Source organism: Bacillus sp. TSO22, from assembly GCF_020223595.1.
Taxonomy (GTDB): Bacteria; Bacillota; Bacilli; order Bacillales; family Bacillaceae; genus Bacillus; species Bacillus inaquosorum.
Genome location: NZ_JAHAWO010000001.1, coordinates 546,968 through 573,493, shown reverse-complemented (window position 1 = coordinate 573,493; position 26,526 = coordinate 546,968). Strand labels below are relative to the sequence as shown.

At 42.7% G+C, this 26,526-nt stretch carries 30 protein-coding genes and 2 pseudogenes; 7 read left to right on the top strand and 25 right to left on the bottom strand.

All coding sequences use genetic code 11. The features are described from left to right. Positions 1–17 precede the first annotated feature (17 nt). The 4 genes from lepA to gpr form a co-directional block, all read right to left on the bottom strand. Entirely contained in the window at positions 18–1,856 is a 1,839-nt protein-coding gene (lepA, locus tag KHQ79_RS03115) for a translation elongation factor 4 (RefSeq protein ID WP_003237100.1), read from the bottom strand. A gap of 132 nt (positions 1,857–1,988) precedes the next feature. After that, a complete protein-coding gene (locus KHQ79_RS03110) occupies positions 1,989–2,327 on the bottom strand; it encodes a YqxA family protein (RefSeq protein ID WP_003237101.1) in 339 nt (112 codons plus the stop codon). A gap of 16 nt (positions 2,328–2,343) precedes the next feature. Beyond that, positions 2,344–3,549 (bottom strand): spore autolysin SpoIIP, encoded by a 1,206-nt coding sequence (spoIIP, locus tag KHQ79_RS03105; protein ID WP_003237102.1) that lies wholly within the window; start codon positions 3,547–3,549, stop codon positions 2,344–2,346. A 62-nt stretch (positions 3,550–3,611) separates the two neighbouring features. Continuing rightward, complete coding sequence (gene gpr / locus KHQ79_RS03100) at positions 3,612–4,718, bottom strand: GPR endopeptidase (protein ID WP_003237103.1); 1,107 nt, start codon at positions 4,716–4,718, stop codon at positions 3,612–3,614. Positions 4,719–4,920: 202 nt separating this feature from the next. On the opposite strand from gpr, the gene rpsT reads away from it, so the two are divergent. Beyond that, positions 4,921–5,187, top strand: coding sequence for a 30S ribosomal protein S20 (gene rpsT / locus KHQ79_RS03095; protein ID WP_003229989.1), 267 nt, complete (start codon positions 4,921–4,923; stop codon positions 5,185–5,187). 14 nt (positions 5,188–5,201) lie between these two features. Here rpsT and holA read toward each other — a convergent pair whose 3' ends face one another. Together holA and KHQ79_RS03085 are read right to left on the bottom strand one after the other, a co-directional pair. Beyond that, on the bottom strand, positions 5,202–6,245 hold the full coding sequence (gene holA, locus KHQ79_RS03090) for a DNA polymerase III subunit delta (RefSeq protein ID WP_003237104.1): 1,044 nt from the start codon (positions 6,243–6,245) through the stop codon (positions 5,202–5,204). A 39-nt stretch (positions 6,246–6,284) separates the two neighbouring features. Next, a complete protein-coding gene (locus tag KHQ79_RS03085; RefSeq protein ID WP_003229985.1) occupies positions 6,285–6,434 on the bottom strand; it encodes a hypothetical protein in 150 nt (49 codons plus the stop codon). Between the two features lie 40 nt (positions 6,435–6,474). Here KHQ79_RS03085 and KHQ79_RS03080 point away from each other — a divergent pair, with 40 nt between their 5' ends. Further along, positions 6,475–6,609 (top strand): YqzM family protein, encoded by a 135-nt coding sequence (locus tag KHQ79_RS03080; protein ID WP_003229983.1) that lies wholly within the window; start codon positions 6,475–6,477, stop codon positions 6,607–6,609. 39 nt (positions 6,610–6,648) lie between these two features. On the opposite strand, the gene KHQ79_RS03075 is transcribed toward KHQ79_RS03080, so the two are convergent. The 3 genes from KHQ79_RS03075 to KHQ79_RS03065 all read right to left on the bottom strand — a co-directional run bounded on the left by KHQ79_RS03075 (position 6,649) and on the right by KHQ79_RS03065 (position 10,236). After that, positions 6,649–8,979 carry a DNA internalization-related competence protein ComEC/Rec2 gene (locus tag KHQ79_RS03075; RefSeq protein ID WP_225514268.1) on the bottom strand — a complete coding sequence of 777 codons (2,331 nt, stop codon included), beginning with the start codon at positions 8,977–8,979 and terminating at the stop codon, positions 6,649–6,651. A gap of 3 nt (positions 8,980–8,982) precedes the next feature. Further along, the gene (locus tag KHQ79_RS03070) at positions 8,983–9,552 is read right to left on the bottom strand and encodes a ComE operon protein 2 (protein WP_003237106.1); all 570 of its coding nucleotides are present in this window, start codon (positions 9,550–9,552) and stop codon (positions 8,983–8,985) included. A gap of 66 nt (positions 9,553–9,618) precedes the next feature. Next, positions 9,619–10,236 (bottom strand): helix-hairpin-helix domain-containing protein, encoded by a 618-nt coding sequence (locus KHQ79_RS03065; RefSeq protein ID WP_060399060.1) that lies wholly within the window; start codon positions 10,234–10,236, stop codon positions 9,619–9,621. An 83-nt stretch (positions 10,237–10,319) separates the two neighbouring features. On the opposite strand from KHQ79_RS03065, the gene comER reads away from it, so the two are divergent. Then, positions 10,320–11,141, top strand: a complete 822-nt coding sequence (gene comER / locus KHQ79_RS03060; RefSeq protein WP_003237109.1) for a late competence protein ComER — start codon at positions 10,320–10,322, stop codon at positions 11,139–11,141. 65 nt (positions 11,142–11,206) lie between these two features. Here the strand turns inward: comER and KHQ79_RS03055 are convergent, their stop codons facing one another. The 8 genes from KHQ79_RS03055 to KHQ79_RS03020 are packed head-to-tail and all read right to left on the bottom strand — an operon-like array spanning position 11,207 to position 16,219. Then, the gene (locus tag KHQ79_RS03055; RefSeq protein WP_225514191.1) at positions 11,207–11,950 is read right to left on the bottom strand and encodes a class I SAM-dependent DNA methyltransferase; all 744 of its coding nucleotides are present in this window, start codon (positions 11,948–11,950) and stop codon (positions 11,207–11,209) included. Beyond that, on the bottom strand, positions 11,947–12,303 hold the full coding sequence (gene rsfS / locus KHQ79_RS03050) for a ribosome silencing factor (protein ID WP_003237112.1): 357 nt from the start codon (positions 12,301–12,303) through the stop codon (positions 11,947–11,949). Before rsfS ends, KHQ79_RS03055 begins: the two co-directional genes overlap by 4 nt. A 17-nt stretch (positions 12,304–12,320) precedes the next feature. After that, positions 12,321–12,881: a bis(5'-nucleosyl)-tetraphosphatase (symmetrical) YqeK gene (gene yqeK / locus KHQ79_RS03045; protein ID WP_003237115.1), complete on the bottom strand. Its 561-nt coding sequence runs from the start codon at positions 12,879–12,881 to the stop codon at positions 12,321–12,323. Further along, positions 12,871–13,440: a nicotinate-nucleotide adenylyltransferase gene (locus KHQ79_RS03040; protein WP_225514190.1), complete on the bottom strand. Its 570-nt coding sequence runs from the start codon at positions 13,438–13,440 to the stop codon at positions 12,871–12,873. The genes yqeK and KHQ79_RS03040 overlap by 11 nt, the downstream gene beginning before the upstream one ends. An 11-nt stretch (positions 13,441–13,451) precedes the next feature. Further along, entirely contained in the window at positions 13,452–13,742 is a 291-nt protein-coding gene (yhbY, locus tag KHQ79_RS03035; protein WP_225514189.1) for a ribosome assembly RNA-binding protein YhbY, read from the bottom strand. Then, positions 13,736–14,578, bottom strand: coding sequence for a shikimate dehydrogenase (gene aroE / locus KHQ79_RS03030; RefSeq protein ID WP_060399063.1), 843 nt, complete (start codon positions 14,576–14,578; stop codon positions 13,736–13,738). Before aroE ends, yhbY begins: the two co-directional genes overlap by 7 nt. Before the next feature lie 18 nt (positions 14,579–14,596). Continuing rightward, positions 14,597–15,697 carry a ribosome biogenesis GTPase YqeH gene (gene yqeH / locus KHQ79_RS03025; RefSeq protein WP_003237122.1) on the bottom strand — a complete coding sequence of 367 codons (1,101 nt, stop codon included), beginning with the start codon at positions 15,695–15,697 and terminating at the stop codon, positions 14,597–14,599. 3 nt (positions 15,698–15,700) lie between these two features. Next, the gene (locus tag KHQ79_RS03020) at positions 15,701–16,219 is read right to left on the bottom strand and encodes a YqeG family HAD IIIA-type phosphatase (protein WP_003226126.1); all 519 of its coding nucleotides are present in this window, start codon (positions 16,217–16,219) and stop codon (positions 15,701–15,703) included. A gap of 361 nt (positions 16,220–16,580) precedes the next feature. On the opposite strand from KHQ79_RS03020, the gene sda reads away from it, so the two are divergent. Continuing rightward, on the top strand, positions 16,581–16,721 hold the full coding sequence (gene sda / locus KHQ79_RS03015) for a sporulation histidine kinase inhibitor Sda (RefSeq protein WP_003226124.1): 141 nt from the start codon (positions 16,581–16,583) through the stop codon (positions 16,719–16,721). Positions 16,722–16,859: 138 nt separating this feature from the next. Here the strand turns inward: sda and KHQ79_RS22220 are convergent, their stop codons facing one another. From KHQ79_RS22220 to KHQ79_RS03005, 3 genes are all read right to left on the bottom strand, one after another. Continuing rightward, positions 16,860–16,991 carry a hypothetical protein gene (locus KHQ79_RS22220; protein WP_268285145.1) on the bottom strand — a complete coding sequence of 44 codons (132 nt, stop codon included), beginning with the start codon at positions 16,989–16,991 and terminating at the stop codon, positions 16,860–16,862. Positions 16,992–17,066: 75 nt separating this feature from the next. Further along, complete coding sequence (locus tag KHQ79_RS03010; protein ID WP_225514188.1) at positions 17,067–17,798, bottom strand: SGNH/GDSL hydrolase family protein; 732 nt, start codon at positions 17,796–17,798, stop codon at positions 17,067–17,069. A gap of 252 nt (positions 17,799–18,050) precedes the next feature. Continuing rightward, positions 18,051–18,803, bottom strand: a complete 753-nt coding sequence (locus KHQ79_RS03005; protein WP_225514187.1) for a peptidoglycan recognition protein family protein — start codon at positions 18,801–18,803, stop codon at positions 18,051–18,053. A 194-nt stretch (positions 18,804–18,997) separates the two neighbouring features. Here KHQ79_RS03005 and KHQ79_RS03000 point away from each other — a divergent pair, with 194 nt between their 5' ends. Continuing rightward, a complete protein-coding gene (locus KHQ79_RS03000; protein ID WP_003237129.1) occupies positions 18,998–19,624 on the top strand; it encodes a TVP38/TMEM64 family protein in 627 nt (208 codons plus the stop codon). A gap of 18 nt (positions 19,625–19,642) precedes the next feature. Here KHQ79_RS03000 and gnd read toward each other — a convergent pair whose 3' ends face one another. Beyond that, positions 19,643–20,536 (bottom strand): phosphogluconate dehydrogenase (NAD(+)-dependent, decarboxylating), encoded by an 894-nt coding sequence (gene gnd, locus KHQ79_RS02995; protein ID WP_148982003.1) that lies wholly within the window; start codon positions 20,534–20,536, stop codon positions 19,643–19,645. A gap of 312 nt (positions 20,537–20,848) precedes the next feature. Here gnd and KHQ79_RS02990 point away from each other — a divergent pair, with 312 nt between their 5' ends. Beyond that, positions 20,849–21,571 carry a YqeB family protein gene (locus KHQ79_RS02990; RefSeq protein WP_225514267.1) on the top strand — a complete coding sequence of 241 codons (723 nt, stop codon included), beginning with the start codon at positions 20,849–20,851 and terminating at the stop codon, positions 21,569–21,571. Positions 21,572–21,603: 32 nt separating this feature from the next. On the opposite strand, the gene KHQ79_RS02985 is transcribed toward KHQ79_RS02990, so the two are convergent. Next, on the bottom strand, positions 21,604–22,014 hold the full coding sequence (locus KHQ79_RS02985; RefSeq protein ID WP_003237136.1) for a NucA/NucB deoxyribonuclease domain-containing protein: 411 nt from the start codon (positions 22,012–22,014) through the stop codon (positions 21,604–21,606). 194 nt (positions 22,015–22,208) lie between these two features. Here KHQ79_RS02985 and KHQ79_RS02980 point away from each other — a divergent pair. Further along, a pseudogene (locus tag KHQ79_RS02980) lies at positions 22,209–22,559 on the top strand (sigma-70 family RNA polymerase sigma factor); the annotation flags it as partial. Positions 22,560–22,586: 27 nt separating this feature from the next. Here KHQ79_RS02980 and spoIVCA read toward each other — a convergent pair. The 3 genes and pseudogenes from spoIVCA to KHQ79_RS02965 all read right to left on the bottom strand — a co-directional run bounded on the left by spoIVCA (position 22,587) and on the right by KHQ79_RS02965 (position 26,132). Further along, positions 22,587–24,047 carry a site-specific DNA recombinase SpoIVCA gene (spoIVCA, locus tag KHQ79_RS02975; RefSeq protein WP_225514266.1) on the bottom strand — a complete coding sequence of 487 codons (1,461 nt, stop codon included), beginning with the start codon at positions 24,045–24,047 and terminating at the stop codon, positions 22,587–22,589. Continuing rightward, positions 24,005–24,183 (bottom strand): annotated as a pseudogene (locus KHQ79_RS22300) (hypothetical protein). Before KHQ79_RS22300 ends, spoIVCA begins: the two are co-directional and overlap by 43 nt. Positions 24,184–24,908: 725 nt before the next feature. Next, on the bottom strand, positions 24,909–26,132 hold the full coding sequence (locus KHQ79_RS02965) for an MFS transporter (RefSeq protein WP_010330741.1): 1,224 nt from the start codon (positions 26,130–26,132) through the stop codon (positions 24,909–24,911). Positions 26,133–26,526: the final 394 nt, after the last annotated feature.

Sequence of the window (26,526 nt, the reverse complement as noted above, 5' to 3'; positions counted from 1 at the left end):
CAGGACTGCGGCGGCTTCTATTGTTTTTTCGGACTGTCGTCCATTTTCAGAACTGCCATGAATGCTTCTTGCGGCACCTCAACTGAGCCTACCTGCTTCATTCGGCGTTTTCCTTCTTTTTGTTTTTCAAGAAGTTTCCGTTTACGCGAGATGTCCCCTCCGTAACATTTAGCCAATACGTTTTTACGCATTGCTTTTATGGTAGAGCGGGCCACGATTTTCTGGCCGATTGCGGCTTGGACCGGAACCTCGAACTGCTGGCGCGGAATGAGCTCTTTCAGTTTTTCAACGATCACTTTTCCGCGTTCATATGCGTAATCACGATGCACGATAAAGGACAGAGCATCGATTTTTTCACCGTTCAGCATAATGTCCATTTTCACAAGCTTAGACGGTTTGTAGCCGATCAGTTCATAATCAAAGGACGCATAGCCTTTTGTGCTTGATTTCAGCTGGTCAAAAAACTCGTATACGATTTCCGCTAACGGCATGTCATAAATGATGCTGACACGGTTTGCGTCCAAATATTGCATATCAATGAAATTGCCGCGCTTGCCTTGGCAAAGCTCCATTACAGCGCCGACGTAGTCATTCGGCACCATCATTGTCGCTTTTACGTACGGCTCCTCAATCCGTTCGATCTTTTGAGGGTCCGGCATGTTGGACGGGTTGTCGACAACGACCTTTTCGCCGTCTGTCATATACACATCATAGATAACGCTTGGCGCTGTCGTAATCAGGTCGATGTTGAACTCACGCTCAATCCGCTCCTGAATGATCTCCATGTGGAGCATGCCTAAAAATCCGCAGCGGAACCCGAATCCAAGCGCTTGTGAAGTTTCCGCTTCATATTGAAGCGCGGAATCATTCAGCTCAAGTTTTTCAAGGGCTTCCCTTAAATCATTATATTTTGCTGTATCAATTGGGTACAATCCGCAGTACACCATCGGGTTGAGCTTTCGGTATCCCGGCAGTGCTTCGTCTGCAGGATTGGCAGCGCTCGTTATTGTATCACCGACTCGCGTGTCACCGACATTTTTGATAGAGGCAGTCAGGAAGCCTACATCACCGACCGTCAGTTCATTTGTCGGAGTCGCTTTCGGCGTGAATACGCCGACTTCTGTTACTTCGAATTCTTTGCCGGTTGCCATCATTTTGATTTTTTGTCCCGGTTTTACCGTTCCTTCAACGACTCTGATATACGCCACGACACCGCGATAGGCATCATAAAGCGAGTCGAAGATCAGTGCTTTGAGCGGCGCCTCTGGATCTCCTGTCGGAGCGGGCACCTTTTCTACGATCTGTTCTAAAATCTCCTCAATCCCGATACCGGCTTTTGCTGACGCAAGCACGGCTTCTGATGCGTCAAGGCCGATGACGTCCTCTACCTCTTGGCGCACACGTTCAGGCTCGGCGCTCGGTAGATCGATTTTATTGATGACTGGAAGTATTTCAAGATCGTTATCAAGCGCTAAGTAGACATTGGCGAGCGTCTGCGCTTCAATTCCCTGTGCTGCATCCACGACAAGAATCGCTCCTTCGCAGGCAGCAAGGCTTCGGGATACTTCGTACGTGAAGTCGACGTGTCCCGGCGTATCAATCAGATGGAAAATATATTCCTCTCCGTCTTTTGCTTTGTATTTAAGCTGAACAGAGTTTAACTTAATCGTTATGCCCCGTTCACGTTCAAGATCCATAGAATCGAGCAATTGTTCTTTCATTTCTCGTTGAGTGATTGCCGACGTTTTTTCTAAAATACGATCCGCTAAGGTCGATTTTCCGTGGTCAATATGGGCAATGATAGAGAAATTCCGTATTCTCGACTGCCTCTCTAAACGCTTTTCTTTATCTGTCACAATCTATCACTCCTACTATTAAACGCAAAATACACTAGCTTAGATTATATCAATAGGATTGTAAAGATTCAATGTAAAACAAGAAAGAGAAAAGTTCCCTGTCAAACCTGGGCTGCTTTTCTCTTTCACGCACTATTGATTCAGATCCCGTATCCATTCATACATTGACTGGGCAGTGTTGGTTACGGTGTCCGAAAGCGCTTTTCCGGCTTTAGAGAACATATTGAACGTTTCCACCTGTTCCAGCTCTTTTTGTTTTTCTTCTAAATCTTTCGCCGTAACTGTTTCTCCTAAGATCGAGGCTTCTTTTTCATTATTTTTTCCGTCGGTTAGCGTAAACGCTCCCTTAAGTGAAGGGTCATGATAGCCTTTCATACTCAGCATCCCGTTATTCGCCTGCTGCATGCCGAACAGTACGCCTAAAAACATGATCGTGACAAGCAGTAAGCATTTGCCAAAGTATGCAATCAAATCAACCACCTATTTCTTATTGTTTTTTCGTCTCGCCGCTCTCTGCGTTGACCTTTTCAGCATCCCAGTATATTTCGCTGAATACGTCTGCGGCTGCGTCAGCTGCACGCTGCAGCTCCTCGAGGTTATTATCTACTCCGCCAAATTCGAGCAAAAGCGCTCTGTCGGTTAAATCCTGATTGTAAACACCGTTATCGCCTGGCGAGCCTTTTGAAAAGACACCTGTGCTGAGTCCGGGGTATTTTTTCTCCATCAGCTTATGAAGCTCGCTTGCAATTTTATAGTTTTCTTCGAAATTCTTGCTTTTTTTGCCGACGACAAAGGCGACCCGGGCATAGCTTTTCCCATTAATCGTTGCTGTCGTATCTTTTTTGCGCCGTGAGTCTCTGTGGATGTCAATGATATATTGCAGATTTTTGTTTGAGGTGAGCGCATCTTTGACAACCGGCCTTGATTCATCATAGGATCTGGCATAGTTTAAGCCTTTTTTGTTCAGTTTTGCCTGTATATCGGTTTTATTCACTGTGGCTCCGATGCCTTGGGATTCAAGCGCTTTTCCGAACATATCTCCTACGAGCGTGACGTTGGCTTTAGAATGGCGCGCCATATCAGGATCGGTCTCGCCTTTTAATAGAGGGAGATATGATTCCGTATTGTGTGTGTGATAGATAAAGACGACCTTTTTATCACCGGTTGTTTGTTTCGGCGGATCTTTTTGCGCATGATCTGATTGTGTTTGCTGTTTTTCAATCTCTGCCAAATTCGCTTCTCTTTCTTCCTCCATCACCTTTGACGGCGGCGGCGATTCCGCCGGCATATTCGTATAATCCGTGCCTTGTCCAGCTAACAGGATCTCGGTATCAAATTGTGCAAACCCCGGCAGCTCCCGGCCGAGAAAACTCCGCGGATCTTCGAGGTTAATGCTTGTCGCCAGCTTCAAAGAAAGACGTGAAAGATGGAATGAGCTGTCGGTTTGAGAAAGGTCAGAAGCGAAATAATGGTTTTCCATCCGAAGCAAGTGTGCAAACATGTCTCCCGGCAATTCTTCAGCAATCCCGTAAAAAGAGTCAGACGACGGCCTGAGTTCCGGCCGGAGAGACGTCAGCACACCGGATAGAACAAAAATCACGATAAGGCTTGCGATAAATAGAAAGATGGCTTTTACCGCTTTCCCGCCATTTACCGCAACAACAATTTGTCTGTTTCTGCGTTTATTTCTCATTGAATCCCTCCAGCGCTTGTCTAGTAATTACTCTATGAACAAGCTAGAGGAAGTAGAACCGTTTAGTGATTATAGGAGCCTTTGTTTTCTTGTGACACTTTTTCATGAAGCGCTGTGTTTAATCCATTCGCCAGCACATTAGCCATATCGTCGATAAAAGAATCAACTTCCTTCGGCGTGACCATTAAATTGTGGCCTAAAGGCGACAACACCTCGTGAATGAGCTGCCGTTTTTCATCTTCTTGAAGGGTTCCGACGATGCCGAGGAACGATTGACGCTGCTTTTGATCAGGAAGATCTTCTTCAGTGAGCACTTTCTTTTTCCCAAACGTCATGCCAGCCGGAACAAGCGATCTTGACGGCCTGTCATCCTTCATTTCTCTGCCAAAATGTTTTAATATGTAGTCCACCGTGTCGCTGGCAATCGTCACCGCGTCAACAACCGTCGGAACTCCGATGGCGATCACCGGTACGCCAAGCGTGTCTTTGCTTAAATCTTTTCGTTTATTTCCCACACCTGATCCCGGGTGAATGCCTGTATCCGATATTTGAATGGTTGTGTTGACCCTTTCCACGGCCCGCGCCGCCAGTGCATCAATGGCAATGACAAAATCAGGCTTCGATTGCTCTATCACGCCTTTAATAATGTCGCTTGTTTCGATTCCCGTAATCCCCATCACACCAGGTGCAAACGCACTGACAGGCCTGTACCCTTCCTGGACGTTTTCCGGCTGAAGCTTGAACAAGTGCCTTGTTACCAATAGATTTTCTACAGCCATCGGTCCCAGCGCGTCAGGTGTCACGTTCCAGTTGCCGAGCCCGACGATCAAACAGCTCGCATCTTTTGAGATATTAAGGCTTTCAAGAAAAGCCGAGAATTCCTCCGCAAAGACAGCAGAGACTTTTTCCTGCATTTCCGAATCATTCTCTCTGATTCCTTGCGCCTCAAGCGTTAAATAGCGCCCTTCTTTTTTTCCCGATAGCTCCGCGCCTTCCTTTGTAATATCAACAGTGCGGATTTTAATGCCGCCGCGATCTCGTTCTTTTTCGATAAAACCTTTAATTTCTTTTGTCGGCACAGCCTGCTGATTGGCCATTGCTTCCTTCGTTTCCACTGCCAAATCGGTACGTATCAAATACTGATTAACATCCAGTTCACTCTTTTTCATCAGGGGCCTCCTTCACATTCAGTACCTATATTGTTGCCATTTGGTGTATGAATCATGCTAAAAAGAGATCCTTCAATGAAAAATACTTTACATTTATATTGCAATCTAAAGATGTGTTTGATAGAATAAAATTTGTTCTATTGTGAAGAAGATTTAACCTTAAGACACTGTGCTACAGGTTGTATCTTAGGAGGTGAAACACATGCCAAACATTAAATCAGCGATTAAACGTACAAAAACAAACAACGAACGCCGCGTTCATAACGCGACAATCAAATCTGCTATGCGTACTGCAATCAAACAAGTTGAAGCTTCTGTTGCTAACAACGAAGCTGACAAAGCGAAAACTGCTCTTACTGAAGCAGCTAAACGTATTGATAAAGCAGTGAAAACAGGTCTTGTACACAAAAATACCGCAGCTCGATACAAATCAAGACTAGCGAAAAAAGTGAACGGACTTTCTGCATAATATAAAAACGATCCTCAATGATGGGGATCGTTTTTTTCGTTTCTCTTTAACAGCTGTAAAAGGAACAGTTCGAGCAGGAGCTGCTTGTCCTTTTTCCCTGTTTTCATCTCATAGTCCATTACGGCAAGCTGTTCAATAATTGACCGGAGCTCCGCCTCTGAAAAAAGCCTTGCTTGATCCATCGCCAGCTTTACCCGAAATGGGTGAACTTTTAAATTAGAAGCGATTTGTTTTTGTCCGTATCCTTGCTCCGCGAAGTATTTTGTCTGCAGAATCAGCCGGAACTGGTTCGAAATAAGCGCCATGATTTTGATCGGTTCTTCATTTTGTTTGAGCAAATCATAAAAAATTTGCAGGCTCTCTGTCCGTTTGCGGTTGACGATTTTATTGATCAGCTCAAAAATATTTTGCTCCAAGCTTCTCGCAACAAGCATTTTCACATCATCAAGCGTAATTTCTTCACGATCTCCAATAAACGTGCAGAGCTTTTGAATCTCCTGAAAAATCGATGAAAGATGTCCATTCACAAGCAGAACCAAATGTTCCGCCGCTTCAGTGCCGATTGTTTTCTGCTCGGTTTTTGCAAGGTTAACAGTAAAGTCTGTGGTCTCCTTTGCGTTTAATTCCTTCGCCTCCATCATAAACGCGTGCTTCTTTAGCGCTTTCGTCAGTTTTTTCCGCTCATCCAGCTTTTCATACGGGGCAAGCAGGACAAAGACCGTGTAAGGCGCAGGCGATTGTATATATGTTTCAAGCGCACTGACGTTGTGCTCAATTTTTTCTTTTTTCTTCTCACCTGTTAAAAAATATGGATTTTTCACAATGACAAGACGTCGCTCCCCCATAAACGGAAACGTTTCAGCATCTGCAATCGCTTGATCCAGCGGGTCCTCTTCCAGATCAAAAACGGATAGATTGAAATCCTTTGTCTCCTGATCAACGACCGTCTGTCTGATCCTGCTGACGGTTTCTTGCAGCAGATACGTCTCTTTTCCGTATAAACAATAAACCGGATGGACATCTCCTTTTTTCAGGCTTTTCCACACATCAAATACCATTGTTGTACGACTTCCTCTCTTTCGTCATCCCCTTCTATCCTAAATTGAGTTTGCAAAATAGTAAAGAGGAAGCCTGACTGCTGCTTCCCCATTTATATTAAACGCCTGTTCGCAAGCCCCCGGGACAGCTTGTAAAAAGGCGATAATCACCAGAACAGAAAACGTTACCTTCGCTTCTAGATTTTTCAAAACGATTCCATTATACTTAAAGCAGTCAGGAGGGATAAAGTTGAATGATTTTGAAAAAAACGTTCAAAGCAAACGAAATGATGCTGTAGATTCAGCTGTTGGTTTTGTTGTGTCCTTCGGATTTTTCGCCTTCTTGTTTGTTATGGCAACGGTTATTCACCTGGTTGGTTCATAACAGCGACTGCCCGGGCTGCTGATTTCTCGGCAGTCTTTTTTAGTTCGTCTCTGTTATATCTGATGTATCATATGGAGGATAGACAGAAAAGGTTCCAACTCTGTTTTTATATCGATATTGGATCGTTCCGCTTTGATCGGTACGCAGTACGCGGATGGAATGTCTCTGTAATATTTGCAGAACCTCTTGATGGGGATGATGGTACCGATTGTTTTCTCCCGCTGAGATAATGGCCGTTTTCGGCTGAAGCTGTTTGATGAATTCTTCACCGGTAGAGCCTTTGCTTCCATGGTGCCCCACCTTTAACACGTCTGCTTTTATATTCGGAAACACGTTCATCACCTCCTGTTCCCCTTCTTTCTCCAGATCACCCGTCAAGATCCAGCTCATACCGCCCGTTTTCATCCACAGAACGAGAGAAGAGTTATTTTTGCTTGCCGGATCAGGTGTTTCCGGTGACAGTACTTGAAACTGCAAATCCTTTATTTGCAATACATCGCCTCGCTTCACCTCCTCTATTGTCACGCCCTCTTCTCTGGCTGCCCGCAGCACTTTCTCGTCTTTAGGCTCAGAAACGAACCCTTTCGGAATCACAAGGCGCTTCACTTTATGGTGCTTCAGCAGAGTCTCCGCCTCTCCGATATGATCTTGGTCAGCGTGCGTCAGAATTAAAGCATCAAGCTGTTTGATTCCCTTGGCGGTTAAAAACGGCATCAGCACCTTTTCCCCAAGTGAAAACGGGTGCTGTTTTTCCTGCCAAGGCTCTGACGAGTAAGACAAAGTGCCGCCTGTATCAATTAAGACACGTCCCTGCTGATGCGGAGCACCGACATACATGCTGTCACCCTGCCCAATATCAATCATATCGACTTCTCCCTCGGAGCTAAGACGCGGATAAATAAGAAGAAGACAGAGCACCGCGCAGCAAAGACCCCCAGTAATCGCCAGCTGCGAAAAGGAACGTTTTTCAATCGCCATAAGCAATAGGATGATTGTAACCGTGAATAAAAAGAGCAGAGCAGGTGCGGGACGTGCAATGATGATCGTGAATACATCAATATCTGCAATTCTTGTGATCAGCCTGTTGGTCCAGCTCATCAAGAAATCAAACCAACAGAAGAAAAATCGACCAGCCGAAGCGGAAAGGCTTAATAGAAAAACACCTGCTATAGCCCCCGGCAAAACACAGAATGTATAAAAAGGAACCATCAAGATGTTCATCGGTATGCTGATTATCGAAAACTGCTGGAAATGATACAAGAGAATAGGAAGTGATCCCAGCTGAGCGATTATTGATACCATTGTCAGCTGGCCCAGGGAGGTTTTGAGTTGTTGAAAAATAGAAGAGGATAGAATTAAAGAAAAACTGACGGCGAATGACAGTTGAAAACCAACTTCAAAGAGATGGTAAGGATTGAAGAGCAAGAGGACGATGTATGAAAGGCAGATTGCACCTGCAGAATGTACCCGCCATTTAACAAGACTTCCAGCTAAGTAAATACCCGACATCAGAGCGGCGCGAAGCACTGAAGGAGCAGCCCCTGTCAAAATTACATAGAGCGGCAGAAATAACAGCAACAGGAGTGACGCCTTTTCTCTTGTTATGCCTAGACGAATCATGATATAAAACAACCCGGCTGTCAAAATGCCGACATGGAGTCCTGAAATCGCCAAGAGATGGACGACACCAAGCTTTTGATATGCGTTAAGCACCTCGTCTTCTACATAAAATCTGTCACCGACTGTAAGTGCCTGTACAATTCCTGCCGAATCAGGAGGCAACAGGCTGTTTGTGAATGATACGATGTATTTTCTCAAACTGAGCAGTTTATCCTTGAAATTTACAGGTTCGCTGCAATTATGGATAGATGTGACAGAATAATTCCAGTGAATATGCTGCCGGTAAAGATACTCGTTATAATCAAATGTGCCCGGCACAGTTGCGTGTTTGGGCTCTTCCAGTGTACCCGTCAACTCACATGACATTCCTGGTTCTATGTATGACAGCTGATCTTTTTCATCAGAAGACTGAATGCGATATGAAGCGGCCCATTTTTCGCTATCAGGTGTCTTAATCACCATAGACATACGGTCTCCGTCAATTTTAGGAATACTGTCAATCACTGCCTTGGATTTATAAGTGCCCTGCTGATATGAAGAGACATTCCGGGAATCTGTGACCGTATACAGTGCAAAAAACAATATAAAAGAGAAGAAACAAACAAAAATGAGAAAAGCGTGTCTCGTTTTGATGAAAATGATGAGGAGAAAGAGGAAGAAAAGAAAAACAGCGGAGAAATAAGCGGCGGCAGTAATTCCAGCCGTTGCCGAAGCTGCCGCCAAAGGCAATAACAAACGCGAATTACGCATCAATCACACGTAGCTCGTAAAAAGTGTATTCGCCTGTTCATGTATTTTCTTCAAATCTTCCTCTGCAAGACCAGCATCCGCTAGTTTCTCTAAAAGACCAGCTACAAATGAAAGCTTTTCCCTGTTTTTCAAATCAACGATCATTTCATCGAGTTCAACCTGTTCAACAGTTACACCCGCCTGTTCAAATAATTCCTGTGCATACGGATTTGTTTTGTAGTCCTCAGCATAATAAACCGTTTTGATACCAGCTTGAATGATAGATTTACAGCATTGAATGCACGGATAATGCGTCACATAAATCTCCGCTCCATCAGTCGGCACCCCGAACTTAGAGCATTGGAGAATTGCATTCATTTCAGCGTGAATCGTTCTTGCGCAATGATCATCTATCATCAGGCATCCTTCGTCTGCACAATGCACGCCGCCCGCGATTGACCCGTTATAGCCTCCTGCAATCATGCGTTTGTCTCTGACTATAGTAGCGCCGACAGACAATCTCGGACAGGTGCTGCGCAGCGCCAGTAAATGGCTTTGAGCCATAAAGTATTGATTCCATGAAATTCGTTCCACGTCGTTCCCTCCAAATGTTGTGTTGCCTGACCTTTAGTTTACCTATCATTATGCATGACCGTCAAATCACTTTACTGTAATGGAAGACTTTATTTTCTCAAACGACTTTTCACCTATTCCTGAAACCTTAGTGATATCTTCAATTGTCTGGAAACGCCCGTTTTCCTCCCGGTATGCAATAATAGCTTCAGCTTTTGACGGTCCCACCCCTGAGATGCCTTGTAATTCGTCTAAGGTGGCTGTATTGATATTTACGAGCGCTCCCTTCCCTCCATCGCTTTGAACAGCGCCTACGGCTCCTTGCTGCACCGCCGTCTCCTCTCCCTTTTTCGGGATGTACACCACTGTCCCGTCCTGAAGCAGCTCCGCCAAGTTCACTTGCATTTCGTCTGCTTGTTCACTGGCCCCGCCCGCTTTCTCAATTGCCTGAGATACTCTGTCCCCTGTTCGCATTTCATAAACGCCAGGATGCAGAACAGCACCTTTAATGTCTATCACTATTGTTTTGTTTGACTCGTCTTTGACTGCTTCCTGCTTTACCTCCGCATTTTCTGTCTCAGTTGATACAGCCTGCTTCACCGGCCCTTTGTTTTTTCCGCTGGCAAAGATGAAAATAGCCGCTATGAAAACAGCCGCAGAAGCCGCTAAAATTATTGTTTTTTTATACTGATTCAACCAATTCATCGCGCATGTTCCCCGCTTTCGTCATATTTTATTTCGATAACACATATGGTTTAGAGGATAATAGCTCAAAGGAGGGGAAATCATTGAAGATAGGCTTTATCGGCACAGGAAATATGGGTACGATCCTTATAGAATCATTTATTGAATCAAAAGCAGCCGATCCCTCAAACATAACAATCACAAACCGCACAATTGAAAAAGCGTTGCACATAAAAAACCGATACAACAGCATAAACGTAACAGAAAGTCTGGAAAAGCTTGTTTCTGAAAACGAGATGATTTTTATTTGTGTTAAGCCGCTTGATATATATCCTTTACTGGCAAGAGCGGTGCCTTATTTAAGAAAGGATCATATTCTCATTTCAATTACAAGCCCAGTTCAAACTGAACAGCTCGAACAGTATGTGCCGTGTCAAGTGGCGCGAGTGATCCCAAGTATTACGAACAGAGCGCTGGCAGGCGTTTCTCTCGTCACTTTCGGCACAAGCTGCGAAGAATCTGCAAAAATGAAAATCAATGAGCTGATGGAGCACATCTCTCAACCGCTAGAAATTGAAAGTGATATCACGAGGGTGGCATCAGATATTGTAAGCTGCGGTCCCGCTTTTATGAGCTATCTGATTCAGCGGTTTATAGATGCAGCCGTTTCGGAAACGTCAGTGTCTAAACAGGACGCTATTCTGATGTGTAAGGAAATGCTTGTCGGAATGGGAAAACTGTTAGAAACCGAATTGTATACCCTGCCTGCGTTACAGGAAAAGGTTTGCGTTAAAGGCGGTGTGACAGGAGAAGGCATTAAAGCGCTGGAAAGCGGTGTGCAGGATATGTTTCACCGGGTATTTCAAAATACTCATTTGAAGTACGAAGAGGATATTTCTGCAGTGAAGAAGCAGTTTCATGTGTAAACGAGTATGTCATGCTTTTGTCTGTACTGCAAAAGCTTAAAAAAGCATTTTAAAAAACCATCGTTTTAGGAAACGATGGTTTTTGACTTCTGCGCCTTGAAAAATAGGCGTTCTGATTGTCCTGATGGCTCTGAATCCGTAAAATCAGCTGTCACATGGTGAAGCTGAAAGCCGCAGCTCTTCAGCATTTCTTCGTATTCATCCACTGGGAACGTCCTTTGTTCGTGCGTCTCATCAAAACGGTCATACGCTTCTCCGTTCCACACAAAAAACGACATGTCATGAATGACAGAAAGCTCTTCACTTCCGGCAAAGCTCTGCCAAATATAGCTGATATCTTCGTCCTGGTCAGCAAATGTGCTATCCGGAAAGACTTCAGCAATTTTATAAGATGAATGAACATCAAACAGCAAAATGCCTTCAGGCTTCAACACCCGAAATACACTTTTAAAGGTTTCGATCACATCATTTTTCGTTTTTAAATAATTTAATGAGTCACAGCATATCGCAACAGCGTCAAACTGGCCATCAAAGCCGGCAATCTCTCTCATATCCTGCTGAAGAAAAAGAATCGGCTGGTTACCAGAGACCTTTTGCTGGGCGTAAGAAAGCATTTCCTCACTGAGATCAATGCCCGTGACCTCGAAGCCTTTTTCGGCAAGCCGGATTGAGATTTCTCCCGTACCGCATGCCAGATCAAGGATACGGCCTTTTTCCGGGAGAGATGCTTCAATCCACTTTGTCCATTGATCGTAAGGTGCGTGAGACATTAACTCGTCATACACGCTTGCAAAGCCTTGGTAAATCATTGGTTCATTCCAAGCTCAAGATCCGCGAGCGGAGCGTCTCCCCACAGCTTTTCTAGGTTGTAGTAGCTTCTTTCATCCTTGTGGAAGACATGGACAATCACATCGCCAAGGTCAACGAGCACCCATCTTGCTTCATCGAAGCCTTCCATCTTTTTGACTTGAATGCCGTTTTCTTCAGCCTGATCCTTGATTTCACGGGCAATCGCCTGCACCTGTTTATCTGAATTTCCGTGGCAGATCAGAAAATAATCAGCAACCAGAGATATACCTTCCATATCCAGTGCTAAAATATCCTCTGCCCGTTTATCATCGCAAGCCGCAGCTGCGATCTTTAAAATGGACTTTTGGTTCATTCACAAATTCCTCCTGTTCAGTTGCCAGACACAAGCCAGTTATACGTTAAAAATGTGTCTGGAAAAACCGGTTGATTTTTTTTCATAAGAAAAACCATTGTATTTTTGATGGATTGAATCAGCGCTTGATTCAAATCTGTCTCAGCAAGCTTACGCACCTCATCGACACCGGGAAATGCCCGGTTGGGCTCAATGTAATCGGCAACGTAAATGACTTTTTCTAAAAGTGTCATGCCAGGCCGTCCAGAGGTATGATACCTGATGGCGTCAAGAATGTCTTCATCTTGTATCCCCGCTTCTCTTTGGACCAAATAAGCGCCGACCGGAGCGTGCCACAGCTCCGGATTATGGTCCAATAATTGCGAAGGCATTTTTTCCCGTGCAATAATTTGTTTCATTTCTTCTTTCGGGCGGAATTTAGCGTAATCATGAAAGATAGCCGCTGTTTCCGCTTTTTTAGAGTCGGCTCCAAAACGCTCCGCAAGTTCGATCGCCGTGTTCATCACGCCAATTGTGTGGATATATCGGTGTTCGGTCAATTGCTGCTTAACGCAGGCAAGTGCCTCCTCACGATTCATACAAACCATTCTCCTCTACATACTTCTTCACTTTATCAGGGATTAAGTAGTCAGTGGGCTTCTTGCTTTTAAACCGTTCCCTTATCATAGTTGATGATACCTCAAATTCCGGAACGTCTGCAAAGAGAAGCGGATAAGGGGTTTCAACATGAAAACAGGGGCGCTTTACTCCAATAAATTGAATGAGGTTCAGCAGCTCGTCCAGCTTATACCATTTCGGCAAATATTCAATCATATCAGCACCGATAATAAAGAACAGCTGATCATTCGGATAACGCTGCTTCAGTAAAGAAACGGTATCAAAGGTATATGAAGGCCCTTCTCTTTCCATTTCAGCCAGCTCCAGCTTAAAGGACGGATTAGACTGAATTGCAAGCTTCAGCATCTCCACTCGGTGAAAGCTGTCCGTATAGTCTTCATCCTGTTTATGGGGCGGAATTTGATTAGGCATAAACCAAATTTCATCAAGCCCCGCCTGATACAGCACCTCATTCGCCATTAAGAGGTGACCGTTATGCGGAGGATCAAACGTGCCTCCAAAAATTCCGATTTTCTTCATTTCAACCACCTTTAAGGAAGCTCGATTTGTTTATTATCCTTTGATTCCTTATATAATACAATTGTATTGCCGATTGTCTGCACCAATTGAGAGCGGCTTCCTTTTACGAGAGCTTCCGCAACATCGTTTTTATCCTCTTCACAATTCTGAAGAACACTGACTTTAATCAGCTCTCTCGCTTCAAGCGCCTCGGCAATTTGTTTAATCATGTTGTCGTTTACTCCGCCTTTACCTACTTGAAAAATCGGCGTTAAATGATGCGCTTTTGAACGCAAAAAACGTTTTTGTTTACCTGTTAACATTCTTTTCCTCCTAATTTTCCTATTACAATTGATCTCATTTTTTCAATATCAGGCTCTCGCCCAGTCCACAATTGAAAAGACAATGCCGCCTGTTCAACAAACATGCCCACTCCATCGAGTGTTTTCAGGCCTTTTTGGTTTGCTTGTTTTAAAAGGGCCGTCTGAATTGGATTATACACGATATCACAAACAACGGCACTGCTTGCAGCACGCTGTAATGAAAGCGGCACATCGTCCACGTTCGGGTACATGCCCACAGACGTTGTATGGATAATAACATCATACTGTTCAAGCCGCTCTTCTGCTTCTTTTATGCTTAACACTTCTTTATTATGGAACGAGGGAGTGGATTCTGTAAGCTGCTTTGCTTTTTCTAACGTCCGATTGCAGATGTCAAACTTTTTTGGGATATTACGGGCGATTGTTGTAAAGATGGCTCTTGCCGCTCCGCCCGCACCGATCATTAAGAATGACAGTTCAGAGATGGGCTTGTCCAATACCTTCATTAATGACTTTACAAAGCCTTCCCCGTCGGTATTGTATCCGACAAGCTTGTCTCCCTCTCTTCTGACCGTGTTTACGGCACCGATCACTTTTGCACTTTCATCAATATGATCCAGATAATCCATAATGGAAACCTTATGCGGAACAGTCACATTGATTCCTTGTATACCAAGTGCTCTTATTCCTTTTACCGCATCTTCCAGATCATCTTCTTCTACTTTGAAGGCATGGTAATGTCCGTCTAAACCGAGATCTTTCAATGATGCATTATGAATATCAGGTGACATGGAATGGCCAATCGGATTTCCGATAACCCCGTACAGCTTTTTCATACTCCTCTCCCCTTTTCATTAAATTAATGAGCGCCGAACAAATACGTGAACGCCTTTTGGCGCGTAAGCAGTTACTTTTTTATCGGCATCATGCACTGTTACCCAGCCTAACCCAGAGAAAACGATATCTGTCTTTTTGTCTTTGATCGTAAACGTATGGGCCACTAATTCCGGAAACTCATCCATTTCGTCTTTTCCCGGAGGTGTGAGCAATTCCCCTGCATGCTTTTCATAAAGCGCGTCTGCATTTTCCAGCTTTGTTCTATGAATCATCAGCTCATTTGGCATATAGCAAATAAAAGGAGATCTTTCCCCGGACACATAATCAAACCTTGCAAGTCCGCCAAAATACAGTGTTTGCTGATCATTAAGCTGGAATGTGCGAGGCTTCAGCTCCTTTTTAGGAGATAATATTTTTAAATCCTTTTTATTAACATAATGCGCCATTTGATGGTGGTTGATAATTCCCGGCGTATCATAAAGCGCTGAGCCATCGTCCAGCGGGATCTCAATTGCATCAAGGGTTGTGCCCGGAAATTGGGATGTCGTAATAATATCTTCTTCACCTGACACTTCTTTAATAATCCGGTTAATAAAGGTTGACTTCCCTACATTGGTACACCCGACAACATAGACGTCTTTGCCGTTGCGGTAATGCTCAATTGCATCAATGACTTCTTTGATCCCCTGGCCGCGTCCAGCACTGACTAAGAATACGTCAACCGGTTTTAAGCCAAGCTCTTTCGCTTCACGCTTCATCCACTGGATCAGACGTTCTCTTTTCAGTGACTTAGGCAAAATATCGGCTTTATTGCCAACCAATAAGATAGGGTTTCCTCCCACCAAGCGCTGCAGCCCATTGATCCAGCTGCCGTTAAAATCAAAAATATCAACAATTTTAACAACGAGAGAATCTGTTTCCCCAATTCCATGAAGAATGTTTAAAAAATCATCATCCGTTAAGGAGACGTCTTGTATTTCATTATAGTTTTTCAGTCTGAAACAGCGCTGGCAAATCACATTTTCTTTCGTAAGCGATGCAGGCGGCGCGTATCCCAGACCTGTTTTGTCCTCGGTTTGGATTGCAACTCCGCAGCCGATACAAACAACCTTTTCCATTTCTTACTCCTCCCACTGAATGTGCCCTTTTCGTTTGAGAGCACTCAGTATTCTGCGTTCGACCTGGCGGTTAAAGCGCGTAATGAATCCGTCAGAGGAAGCGACAGGTACGACCAAAATCGTATGGTAGCCGTTTCGGTTTCCCCCGAGTACATCGGTCAGAAGCTGGTCTCCGATAACAACGCAGTCCTCTTTTTTCAGCTCCATATTGCGCACCGCTCTGTTAAAGGCTTTGCCCATCGGTTTTCTTGCTTTATAGATGAATGGGATTCCAAGCGGTTCTGAGAAAAGTTTTACTCTTCTTTCATTATTATTAGAGACAATCGTCACTTTAATGCCGTGCTCCTTCATTTCTTCGAACCACTCGATCAAACGCGGCGTCGCATTCGGTCTGTCCCACTCAACAAGCGTATTATCCAGGTCAGTTATAATTCCTTTTACATTTCGTTCCTTTAATTTCTCAGGTGTAATATGAAAAATATTTTTTACAAACTCGTCAGGTAAAAAAAACTTTTTTAACAAAACCCGCACCCTTCCCTTTTCTTTCTCTTTAAAATGATTGTCGAAAAAAATCGAACTTGCGCCTAAAGAAAAACTGAGCAAAAAAATTTCGACAAAAATTGGGTTTCTTCACCAGGTGTGGATAAAATTACACACACTATCCACTCTTATTACATCACTCTTTAGACAAATTATAAACACGATACTCACAAGTTATCCACTTTCTGGTGTGGATAACAGAACGATTGTTCTTATATGAAATTCATGGTAGATTAAAGATAACTTCAGCCTCAGAGGAACGCAACTTATCAATGTATGCGTTAAAATCATGAATGATTCCAACTTTTAAGGAGGTGTCTCTCCCATTAATTGGGTTCCTAGCATGAGAAAACTGTCTGATGAATTACTAATAGAGTCTTATTTCAAAGCCACCGAAATGAATTTAAACCGTGACTTTATCGAGTTAATTGAAAACGAAATAAAAAGAAGATCGCTCGGACATATTATTTCCGTATCTTCTTAATAGGAATTTGTCTATTTTTTCCGGGCGTATTTCCTTTTTTTACTCAGATGACTGATATTATATCACTTCGGTTACGCGCTTTACTACTGTTTTCAGCAAAAAACACCCCTAAAAAGAGGTGTTTTAAAGGGACGGTTACTATGCTAACCAATATATGCCGCCCACAACCAGGAGAACAACAACTAAAACAACGATAAAAGCGTATCCATATGTCCGACTGGCGTATGGCCAGCTGCCGAAAGGATACGAATAGGAATAACCGCTGCACATGTGAAGTGCCTCCTTTAATAAGGTTTTTTAACAGCCTATGTAGGTGAAATAAAACGGCTTAGGCCGTTGTCAGGCTCAGCGCTTCAGAACCTGCCCATCTTGTATTCCTTCATATATAATCCTTGCCCCTTTAGGTGTCATATGATTGCCTGAAGGATCTATCAGACCGGATTGGATAAGCGCTTCATCAGTTGCTTTTCCGCCGTCTTCTTCTACAAAATGCTGCCAGTTGTCTACAAGAGGGACGTCCAGGCGCTTCGACACATCTCTTGTAATATCATTGTATGAGTTGTGCCATTTCCTCGCCCCGCCTTTCGATTCAAAAGCAGCTGCTTTATATCTGGAATAGTAAAACAGGTGGTGCTTCCCGTTTCCTTCAATAATTGGGATACACGTCATCAAGATTGGCTTGATACCGTGTTTTCTGCTTTCTTTAATAAAATAAATCAGATTTTCTCTAAAACGCTGCTTTGACACTCTCGGTTTCCCCTCAGTCAGTATCGCTGCGTCATTCGTACCGAACATAATAAACAAATACTTCGGTTTTTGATCCAGCACATCTGTCTGAAACCGCAAACGGGCATCCTCTGTCGTCTGTCCGCCAATTCCCGCATTGAGTATATCAAGCTTTCCGCGTTCAGCCGTTTTTAATATATTGACCCACTGCTGTGCTTTTGGATAATCGCGATAATCCCAATTTGAGCCTCGCGTGTTGCTGTCTCCAAATGCTACAACGTCTTCGTATCCCTTTCCATCGCATCCTGCTGTAACGAACAGCAGAAGGAAAAGGATGAAAAAATGCTTCATCTTTACACCCCCAAAAGCCTCATCTTAATGTTATACCTCTGTTCCCCTTCGTTCAACGAAGAGTTTTTTCGTTATCACTGTTTTTTTCCTATTGTTAACGTGTCCCCCTTAGTGAAAATCATTCTGCTTTCATTTCTGCATATCAGGTGATTCTTTTAAAATTCCCTTCTTCTCAATCGAAAAAACCCGCAAGCAATAGGAAAGAAAATAACCTGTATCCGCACTGGAAACAGGTTATCCTTACCCCTGCATTCACTTTAACTTCGATTTAAGCTTGGCCTTTGTTTTTGGTCCATAGATGCCGTCAGCAGTTAATCCGTTCATGAGCTGAAAACGCTTGACGGCATTTGCAGTTTTCGGTCCGTAAACTCCGTCTATCCCATTATTTTTGGCACCTTTATCAGGATAAAAATGAAGCGCGGCTAAAGCCTTTTGCAGCTGCAGGACTTTCGTGCCCTTACGATAAGGCAAAGTGAGTTTGATAATACCTGACGGCAGCGGATATGTTGGAGACGACTCTTTTGGAGGTGTATCGGAAGAAGAAATTCCGTTTACAAAAGAATTCCAGCGATCCAAGAGTTTGCGCGGACATTCTTTTCCGGACCATTTTTTGTGGGGAACGACATGTTTCAGCGGAATATTGTTTTCCTTCATTAGTTTCCGGATCAGCCACTGGGCATTTGCTGTTGCTTTTTCAAAATCGCCGTTAGCATTTTCGCAGATCTCAATCCCGATCGATTTGCGATTCCCTGTCCCATTTGTGCCGTCGCCCGCATGCCAGCCATTTTCATCTATCGGAAGATGCTGATAGATGACTGAATCATCAACTGTAAAATGCCAGCTGACAGATGTGCTTGGATTTTTCACATAATTGGCGTGCATTTTCGCATTCGCGCCTTTTTCGGTATTTGCTGTATTATGCACCGTAATGTAAGCAGGACTCATCGCATAGCCAGGACGATTATCGTTCGATGTCGGTATAAAATCCTTTTTTATCGTTACCATTTCCATCCCTCCCTACTATTAAAAAATGCAGAAAACAGAAAGATGGACAGCCTATTTTACAAGATAAAAAAGAATTGTGTTCTCAACCTAAACATGGTTTTCAGTTGAACCGCTGAAATGACACCAGTTATACTAACTCTAGATGACGGAGGTTTTGGCTCCTGACATCATCTTAGTTGGGAGTGACCATAGAAATGTTAAAAAAGATACTAGGTATCATCATAATTATTACTATCATTGCAGTCGGTTTTTTTCAGAAAGAAGCTTGGCTTGATGCGATTAAAGCAGGAGGAATGTTTTCTGTTTTATTCAGTATGCTGCTGATTGCTGCCGATGTTTTTTTCCCAATTGTGCCGTTTGCTTTGGTTGCGGCTTTAAATGGCGCTGTGTTCGGAATGGCAAATGGGATCTGGATTACACTGACCGGCTCAATGCTTGGTACGATGATGCTGTTTTTTCTCGCCAGGTACAGCCTTAGAGATTGGGCCAGAAAAAAAGTTCAGGCCTATCCTGCCATCCAAAGCTACGAGGCTTCCTTTCACAAAAATGCTTTTACCGCTGTTTTATTAGGAAGGCTCATCCCGGTCATTCCTTCTCTTGTAATGAATGTGATATGCGGGCTGAGTCAGGTTCGCTGGCATGTTTTTTTCTTCGCGTCTTTCATAGGGAAAATCCCGAATATTGTCGTTGTCACCATTGCAGGTGCCAATTTTACCAGCAATAAATTACTGTCTTTCAGCATTTACGGAGCCTACATTCTGATCATTATGCTGATCATTTATAAAAAGTTCCCTCATCTGCTGAACGTGCAAAAAAAATAAGGTGGCCTGTTCGCCCCCTTACTTTTTTTCTGTCGCATGGCCTCCAAATTCATTTCGAAGCGCAGCGACAACCTTTCCTGTAAACGTATCGTCTGTTAAAGAACGGTATCTCATCAGTAGCGACATGGCGATTACCGGAGTTGCGGTCTGCAGATCAAGCGCTGTTTCCACCGTCCATTTTCCTTCACCTGAGGAATGCATAATGCCTTTGATCTGATCCAGCTTCGCATCTTTAGAGAAAGCACGCTCAGTCAGCCCCATAAGCCAAGAGCGAATGACAGAGCCATGATTCCACACTCTGGCAACCTTTTCGTAGTCAAAATCAAATTGGCTGTTTTCCAGCACTTCGAATCCTTCACCGATTGCCGCCATCATTCCGTACTCAATGCCATTATGAATCATTTTCAAGAAATGTCCGCTCCCCGCTTCACCAGCGTAAAGATATCCGTTTCTGACGGCAGTGTCTCGAAACAGCGGCTCTACAATCTCCCATGCCTCGGGGTCACCTCCCACCATAAAACAGGCTCCATGGCGCGCGCCTTCCATTCCGCCCGACGTTCCGGCATCGAAATAATATATACCCGCTTCTTTCATTTGATTGTAGCGGCGAATCGATTCTTTATAATGAGAGTTTCCGGCTTCAATGATAATATCGCCTTTGCTTAATAAAGGTGTCACATCACGCAAAACAGCATCGACAACGCCATGCGGTACCATAACCCATAGTATACGCGGCGTGTCTAATAAAGAAATCAACTCATTTAGATTCGTTGTCCCCTCGGCCCCATATGCTTTCAGTTCATCGACAGCCGCTTGATTTACATCATATCCGACCGCTTGATGACTGCGGTCAATGAATTGCTTTCCTATGTTTATGCCCATTTTCCCTAAGCCGATTAATCCGATTTTCATGTCTGTTCCTCCCGGTTGTTTAAAAAGCCTTTATTCTTTATGTTCCCTGTGAACTGTATTGTGATACGTATAAAATGAGGCCGAAAGGATTTAACTGTCCCCTCTCCTTTGTGATTTGTATGTTCTTCCGCTTGTTTTTTTCGAAACAGCTCTAATTGCACGACTGTAAAATCAGGTGCGTTGCTTATGTTTTTTGTTCCCCCATAACCGACTCTCCCTTTATATCAAAAACCATCATTTTATCCTTGATTTACCATCTATTTAAGTTAAAATATGGGGGAGAATTCGATTTATTCAGTAAAAGAAGGTGGCATATTGCAGGATCAATCTCATACTCTCATTGGAGTTACGAAAACCGCTGCATCTCTTTTATACACCGCACTTGCAATCATCGGACTTACGATCGGGTATTTTATCCCGCAGTTTGCGAAATGGGCATTATCCCTTCCGTGGATTCCTTTTGAAGGACCGCTTCGGCTCGTCACCTCTTTTCAGGGATCACCAGCTGCATTCATCACTGCGCTGCTTGGCATGTGTGCAGGGATTTGGTTCGCTCATTCTATTATTGCAATGCTGCTGTCTGTAAAAATTACAGATGACACAGTGGAATTAATCAAAGGAAAGAAAGTACAAACGATTCGTTCCGACGACATCGCTCTTGTGTTTATCGATCACAAACGGCTTGTCCTCCTAGGAACAGCCGGATATGAATTGGCACGAGAAGAAATTGATGAAAAACCTGAAAAGGTCGAGAAGGCCTTTAGAAAGCACAATTACGATTGGGCAGCAGATGGTGATCCGTTTAAAGATCAATTTCGCCGGTGGATACCTGATGCACCAGAACTCTCTCCTGGTGCCCATGCATTATTGAAAGCTCGTCACAAAGCACTGAAAGACGAGGAAACAGACGATGTGGAAGAATTCCGTCTCGAGCTTGCACAGCTGGGCATCGTTGTTCGAGACGAAGGCACACGCCAGTATTGGCGAAAAGCAGAAACCTATCCTCCGAACATTCAGCATCGCGAAGGATCGTAACCACAGAGGCTCAAGAAAGAGCCTCTTCTTGATTACTGCACAATAAACCGCACTCTGGTGCCGTCAGGATAACCACTCATTTGATTCCCTACCCACGAGCCGGCCCCGCGATTATCAGAAGGCGTTACATATCGGACGTCAGCTCCTGCGCCGCCTTCCTCGCAAACCGCCATTGGCCACTCATCCCGGTCATAGCCCGGCTTCGTCGGAATTCCTTTTAATGATTCCTCTCGCCTTTTGTCCGCTCCATCCCTGTCGATGGTACAAATATCAGAATGTCCCTCTGCTATCGCATCTCTAATATGATCCCCTGTTTCCGGATAACGAGACAGCGGAAAATACAACACTTTGTCATACAAAGAAGCGCTCTTGATCGGCTGCGGAACCACTAAACAAAGAAAAACTGCTGCAGCAAGAAGCAGGCCTGCCATCCATTTTTTCATTCCCATCCCCCCATACATCGTTCATTTCAATGTATGGGCGCATGATAAAGATTATTTTTAAAATTTGAAGTTGGCCTGCTGCTCACGAAAGCCAGGCTCCCCTGCGAGAAATTTCCCGGTACAGACACAGACAGCCTCCTGCTCACATACATTTACATATAGGCTTTTGCCTACATACTTTTGTGGAGGTGACGATGGTGACAGGTGTTTTCGCAGCGTTCGGCTTTGTTGTTAAAGAGCTTGTCTTTTTAGTATCTTACGTGAAAAACAATGCCTTTCCACAACCGCTCTCAAGCAGCGAGGAAAAAAAATACTTAGAGCTCATGGCTAAAGGAGATGAACATGCCAGAAACATGCTGATTGAGCATAATCTTCGCTTGGTCGCCCATATTGTGAAAAAGTTCGAAAATACAGGTGAGGATGCAGAGGACTTAATCTCCATCGGAACAATCGGGCTGATCAAAGGAATTGAAAGCTATTCCGCCGGAAAAGGGACAAAGCTGGCGACGTATGCTGCGCGGTGTATTGAAAATGAGATTGTAATTACAAAAGGGGGGTGCATACCCCCCTCTTTAATACGTTTCAATATATACGGTGTCAGAATTCACAACGGTAACTTCTTTCACGATAAAGTTAACAATTGTTTTTTTATCTTCAAGAGTTAAGTTATCTGCACCGATTGATTGAAAATAGTCGATGGCTCTCTTTAGAGCATTTTCACTTGAGCTTGTATCATCCAGGACTTTCATTTTTGATTGAATTTCGATACACTTTTCAGTAAGCTGGTTTTGCTTTTTTTGCAGATCAATAATTTGTGCTTTGATTTCATCAATATCTAAATCATCGTCATCGCTTAGGCTGATTAGCGTTAAAAGACGCTTACGGCCTTTTTTTGTTTTCTCTATCTCTTTTTGAATAAGTTCTAATTCGTCAGATAGGTGATTTGATTGTTCAATCTCTTTAAAAGAAGCATACTTTTGGGGATTTGTGATGAATTTAAAAATCTCCCCCCATACATGACGGTTTAGTTTATTCTCAGACATTTCTTTTCCGCAGCCGCGGTCCTTTGCTCCAGAATAATTTTTCCGACATGTATACACATAGTAGTCTTTACCGTGTGATTTTCTTTTCTTTCCTGTCATGGTATTTCCACATTTCCCGCATCTAACCAAACCCGATAACAAGTAGTTGTGAGGGCTGATACTCAAGTGTTTTCTTTTACTTTGACCTAAGAGTTCTTGAGCATAATCCCATTGTTCCGCTGGAATAATCGCTGGAATTGCAACAGTGATTTGCTCCTCTTCAGGTCTTATTTTAATAATAGATTTGTTTCCTGCTTGCTTTGAAACATAAGAACCCTCAGTGTCATATTTATACTGCTTGTGTTCACCCTTATAAGAAGAGTTCATCAATATCTGACGAACAACCTGCCTGTGCCAAACTTTGGCGCCTTTTTTTGTTTTAACCCCCATCTGAGTTAAATGTAGAGCAATACCGTTTACTCTGCCGAAAAAAGGACTTTTATGATCGGTGAAATAGTTGAAAATCATCCGAATGATTTTTGCTTCCTCTTCTAATATCTCAAGAGTTCTTTTCTCTTTAACAAATTTATAGCCATATAGTTTGGAATCTTTAATAATCATGCCTTTTTTCATTTTTTGAAGTCGGCCGCTTGATGTCCGTTCTTTGATTTTGGCTTTCTCAAATTCTGAGATTGCTCCACGCATAGCGAAAAATAATTGACCTTCAGGAGAATTGGCGTACTCACCATTTACAAAAATCAAGGGTATGTTTCGCTTTCGCAGTTCATCATCAATGATAAGCTGATTCATTAATTTCCGAGAAAGACGGTCAGGATCGTAGCAGATGACTTGACTTATAAGTCCCTTGCTTGCATCCTCCCTCAAGCGATTCAAAGCCGGACGTTCTAAAAGTTCTCCAGAAAATCCTTCATCGGCATACTTCAGTACATCCTTAGTCCCTGCTTTCTTTATGCAGGCCTCGATCTGGCTGTCGATGCTCGATCCCTTGATCGCTTGTTCCTCTGTGGATACCCTTACATATATTGCTATCACCCTTAATCTCCTTCCTATAAAGTTTTATTAAATAATGATAGCAATCGTTAATGCATTTGTCAGCTTGCGGTCCTTCGATGATTATTACCTTCATAAAAATGCATCACCCCTTGGGTAATGCTATGTAGCAAGTGTTTGTCCTAATGAGATCATTTTCAATGAGTATGAAAACATTATAAAAAAACAATAGTTTGAAACCATCGGTTTTTATCCGACATTTACTAATGCCTAAGTGTCCCCAATAAAGAGTTTTTTTAACTAGGCAAATAAAATGCCACTGGTGCAATGTCTGTTAGAGTAGCCAAAAAATACATTCAGTGACTTTCTGCCAACAGAACCGACCAGTTGGTTCATACTTGTAATTTATTATAAAATTCCTGAATATATTTGTTCAATGAGGCGGTGATCACCATGAATAAACTGAAACTAACAAGAATTTTAATCATCTCTTTATCAAAAAAACAATTAAAAGAATTTTTGATTTTCGAAATGATCATAGGGTCGACAGCATATTGGATTTTTAAATATAAAAATAATGTTTTTTACGAATGCATCGGGTTAGCCGGAAGTATTCTATGTCCTTTCCTTTTAAAAAAAGTAATTTCTAAAAATAAATTTGGATTCAAAAAAAATCGGATTATCACGATTAGATAAAAAGATACCAAGGGGTATCTTTTAAATTCAGGGTTATTCATTTTACTGTTTCTTTACTTTCTAATATAGTGGTTATTGTACTTCCAACCAGAAGGTTATCAAATTATAAATAAAATAATTTGATAACCTTTTTCGTTTATTCAAACTCTTCTATAGCAAAATTTCCTACTTAATTTCAGATTCTCTTGTATTGTCCCCTTCATCGTAAACTTTTAATTTCGCTGTTAAAATCGTACACAACATAATTAAAACTGCAGATAGTCCGTAAACTCCAAACAGTGTAAGAGAATTAACTATAAAACCAGAAACAAGTGTCCCGACTAATATGCCTCCCATTAACAAAGGAGTAATAACTCCATTCGTTCTCCCAATGTATTCTACCTGTACTTCTTTTATCATAAGGGTATTAAAGACAACTTGAAAGAAGGCTGTCGTAATCCCAGAAATGATGCGAACCCCAGCTGTTAAAAGAGGAAATATGGATAATACCTCGATAATGGTTATGATTGACCATAGGATTAACGTGCTTGTTATGACATTATTACGATGTCGATCCACCCATTTTGAAGAGGTAGCTGCCAAAATCCCACCAACTAGCATGCCCACACCTTCGCAAGCTGCAAACCATTGTACGGCTTCTTTAGGTAATCCCAAACGCTCCATTGTGACAAATACATCTAACGGTTGGGTTAATCCTATTGCCATCCCTGTAAGAAGAAACATCCCAGCGATAAGACGCAAGTTTGAATGTTTAATTACATACTGAATTCCGTCTTTGAGATCCTCCATAGCTGGTCTTTTTTTAACTGTTTCTTCTCTTGATGAAGGAGGTAAAAATAACTGAATAAAAGCTGCCAGCAGAAAAATTACAAACAATATAATGAGAGAGAACTTAAGCCCTAACTGGGTATATATAAATGTGCCAGCAATCGGACCAAATATCGTAAATACAGACATAAGGCTTTGGGTAATACCAATAGCTGCCCCAACTTGTTCGGCTGGTACATGTTTCCTAAATAATACAGAGGAAGAAGGCTGAGAAAATTGGCTAACAATTGCTGAGACTACGGTAGCAGCAAATACAGCCTGCCATAAACCTAATGATACGAGAGCTAATATTATCAACATCGATATTGCACTCAATGTATCCCCTAATATTACAGTTTTTTTTGGATTCCAACGGTCAGCAAATGTTCCACCTAGTAAGGAAAATACGAAAATCGGAAGGTATTCAAGTGCCGTAAGTAATGAAACAGCTGTTGGATCATTATTGGTTTGGTTCATAATATAAAACAGCAAGGCCATATTCCGAATCCATATGCCGGCTTGCTGTAATAAATCGGCTGTTGCAACAATTACAAAAACCCTATTTCTTAAAAGTTGATTCAATAGATAGACCTCCTTACCTTACATTTCTGATCCACTGATTATATCGATTAGCTAGCATGCCCTTAATTATTATCATAATCATCCTTCGGTTAGAGGTGGCTACAATAATCAAACCAAGTATTGTGATTATCAACTACGTACCAGAAAAGTGTTAACCATAACCTACCTAAAAAAACTTACACAAAAGGTAATGTTGTTGATATTCTCAGTCCTGCAACAAAGTTTCCATAAATTTCACCTGTTAACTTTCAAATCAGTTAACTCAACTAAACCAGGAAATATACAGTAACTACTGTATTTCTTATTCGTTAATTAAATTTTTTTAGGAATATAATCAATATCTTAAAGTATACAGTTACCGTATAGTCAAGGAGGTATTTAAGATCAAAGATAA

Excerpts from the sequence above, each read along its gene's own strand:
- spoIIP (WP_003237102.1), bottom strand. The coding sequence starts at position 3,549 with ATGAGAAATAAACGCAGAAACAGACAAATTGTTGTTGCGGTAAATGGC.
- gpr (WP_003237103.1), bottom strand. The coding sequence starts at position 4,718 with ATGAAAAAGAGTGAACTGGATGTTAATCAGTATTTGATACGTACCGAT.
- rpsT (WP_003229989.1), top strand. The coding sequence starts at position 4,921 with ATGCCAAACATTAAATCAGCGATTAAACGTACAAAAACAAACAACGAA.
- holA (WP_003237104.1), bottom strand. The coding sequence starts at position 6,245 with ATGGTATTTGATGTGTGGAAAAGCCTGAAAAAAGGAGATGTCCATCCG.
- KHQ79_RS03075 (WP_225514268.1), bottom strand. The coding sequence starts at position 8,979 with ATGCGTAATTCGCGTTTGTTATTGCCTTTGGCGGCAGCTTCGGCAACG.
- KHQ79_RS03065 (WP_060399060.1), bottom strand. The coding sequence starts at position 10,236 with ATGAATTGGTTGAATCAGTATAAAAAAACAATAATTTTAGCGGCTTCT.
- KHQ79_RS03055 (WP_225514191.1), bottom strand. The coding sequence starts at position 11,950 with ATGATTTACCAAGGCTTTGCAAGCGTGTATGACGAGTTAATGTCTCAC.
- rsfS (WP_003237112.1), bottom strand. The coding sequence starts at position 12,303 with ATGAACCAAAAGTCCATTTTAAAGATCGCAGCTGCGGCTTGCGATGAT.
- yqeK (WP_003237115.1), bottom strand. The coding sequence starts at position 12,881 with ATGAATCGTGAGGAGGCACTTGCCTGCGTTAAGCAGCAATTGACCGAA.
- KHQ79_RS03040 (WP_225514190.1), bottom strand. The coding sequence starts at position 13,440 with ATGAAGAAAATCGGAATTTTTGGAGGCACGTTTGATCCTCCGCATAAC.
- yhbY (WP_225514189.1), bottom strand. The coding sequence starts at position 13,742 with ATGTTAACAGGTAAACAAAAACGTTTTTTGCGTTCAAAAGCGCATCAT.
- aroE (WP_060399063.1), bottom strand. The coding sequence starts at position 14,578 with ATGAAAAAGCTGTACGGGGTTATCGGAAATCCGATTGGCCATTCCATG.
- yqeH (WP_003237122.1), bottom strand. The coding sequence starts at position 15,697 with ATGGAAAAGGTTGTTTGTATCGGCTGCGGAGTTGCAATCCAAACCGAG.
- sda (WP_003226124.1), top strand. The coding sequence starts at position 16,581 with ATGAGAAAACTGTCTGATGAATTACTAATAGAGTCTTATTTCAAAGCC.
- KHQ79_RS22220 (WP_268285145.1), bottom strand. The coding sequence starts at position 16,991 with ATGTGCAGCGGTTATTCCTATTCGTATCCTTTCGGCAGCTGGCCATAC.
- KHQ79_RS03010 (WP_225514188.1), bottom strand. The coding sequence starts at position 17,798 with ATGAAGCATTTTTTCATCCTTTTCCTTCTGCTGTTCGTTACAGCAGGA.
- KHQ79_RS03005 (WP_225514187.1), bottom strand. The coding sequence starts at position 18,803 with ATGGTAACGATAAAAAAGGATTTTATACCGACATCGAACGATAATCGT.
- KHQ79_RS03000 (WP_003237129.1), top strand. The coding sequence starts at position 18,998 with ATGTTAAAAAAGATACTAGGTATCATCATAATTATTACTATCATTGCA.
- gnd (WP_148982003.1), bottom strand. The coding sequence starts at position 20,536 with ATGAAAATCGGATTAATCGGCTTAGGGAAAATGGGCATAAACATAGGA.
- KHQ79_RS02985 (WP_003237136.1), bottom strand. The coding sequence starts at position 22,014 with ATGAAAAAATGGATGGCAGGCCTGCTTCTTGCTGCAGCAGTTTTTCTT.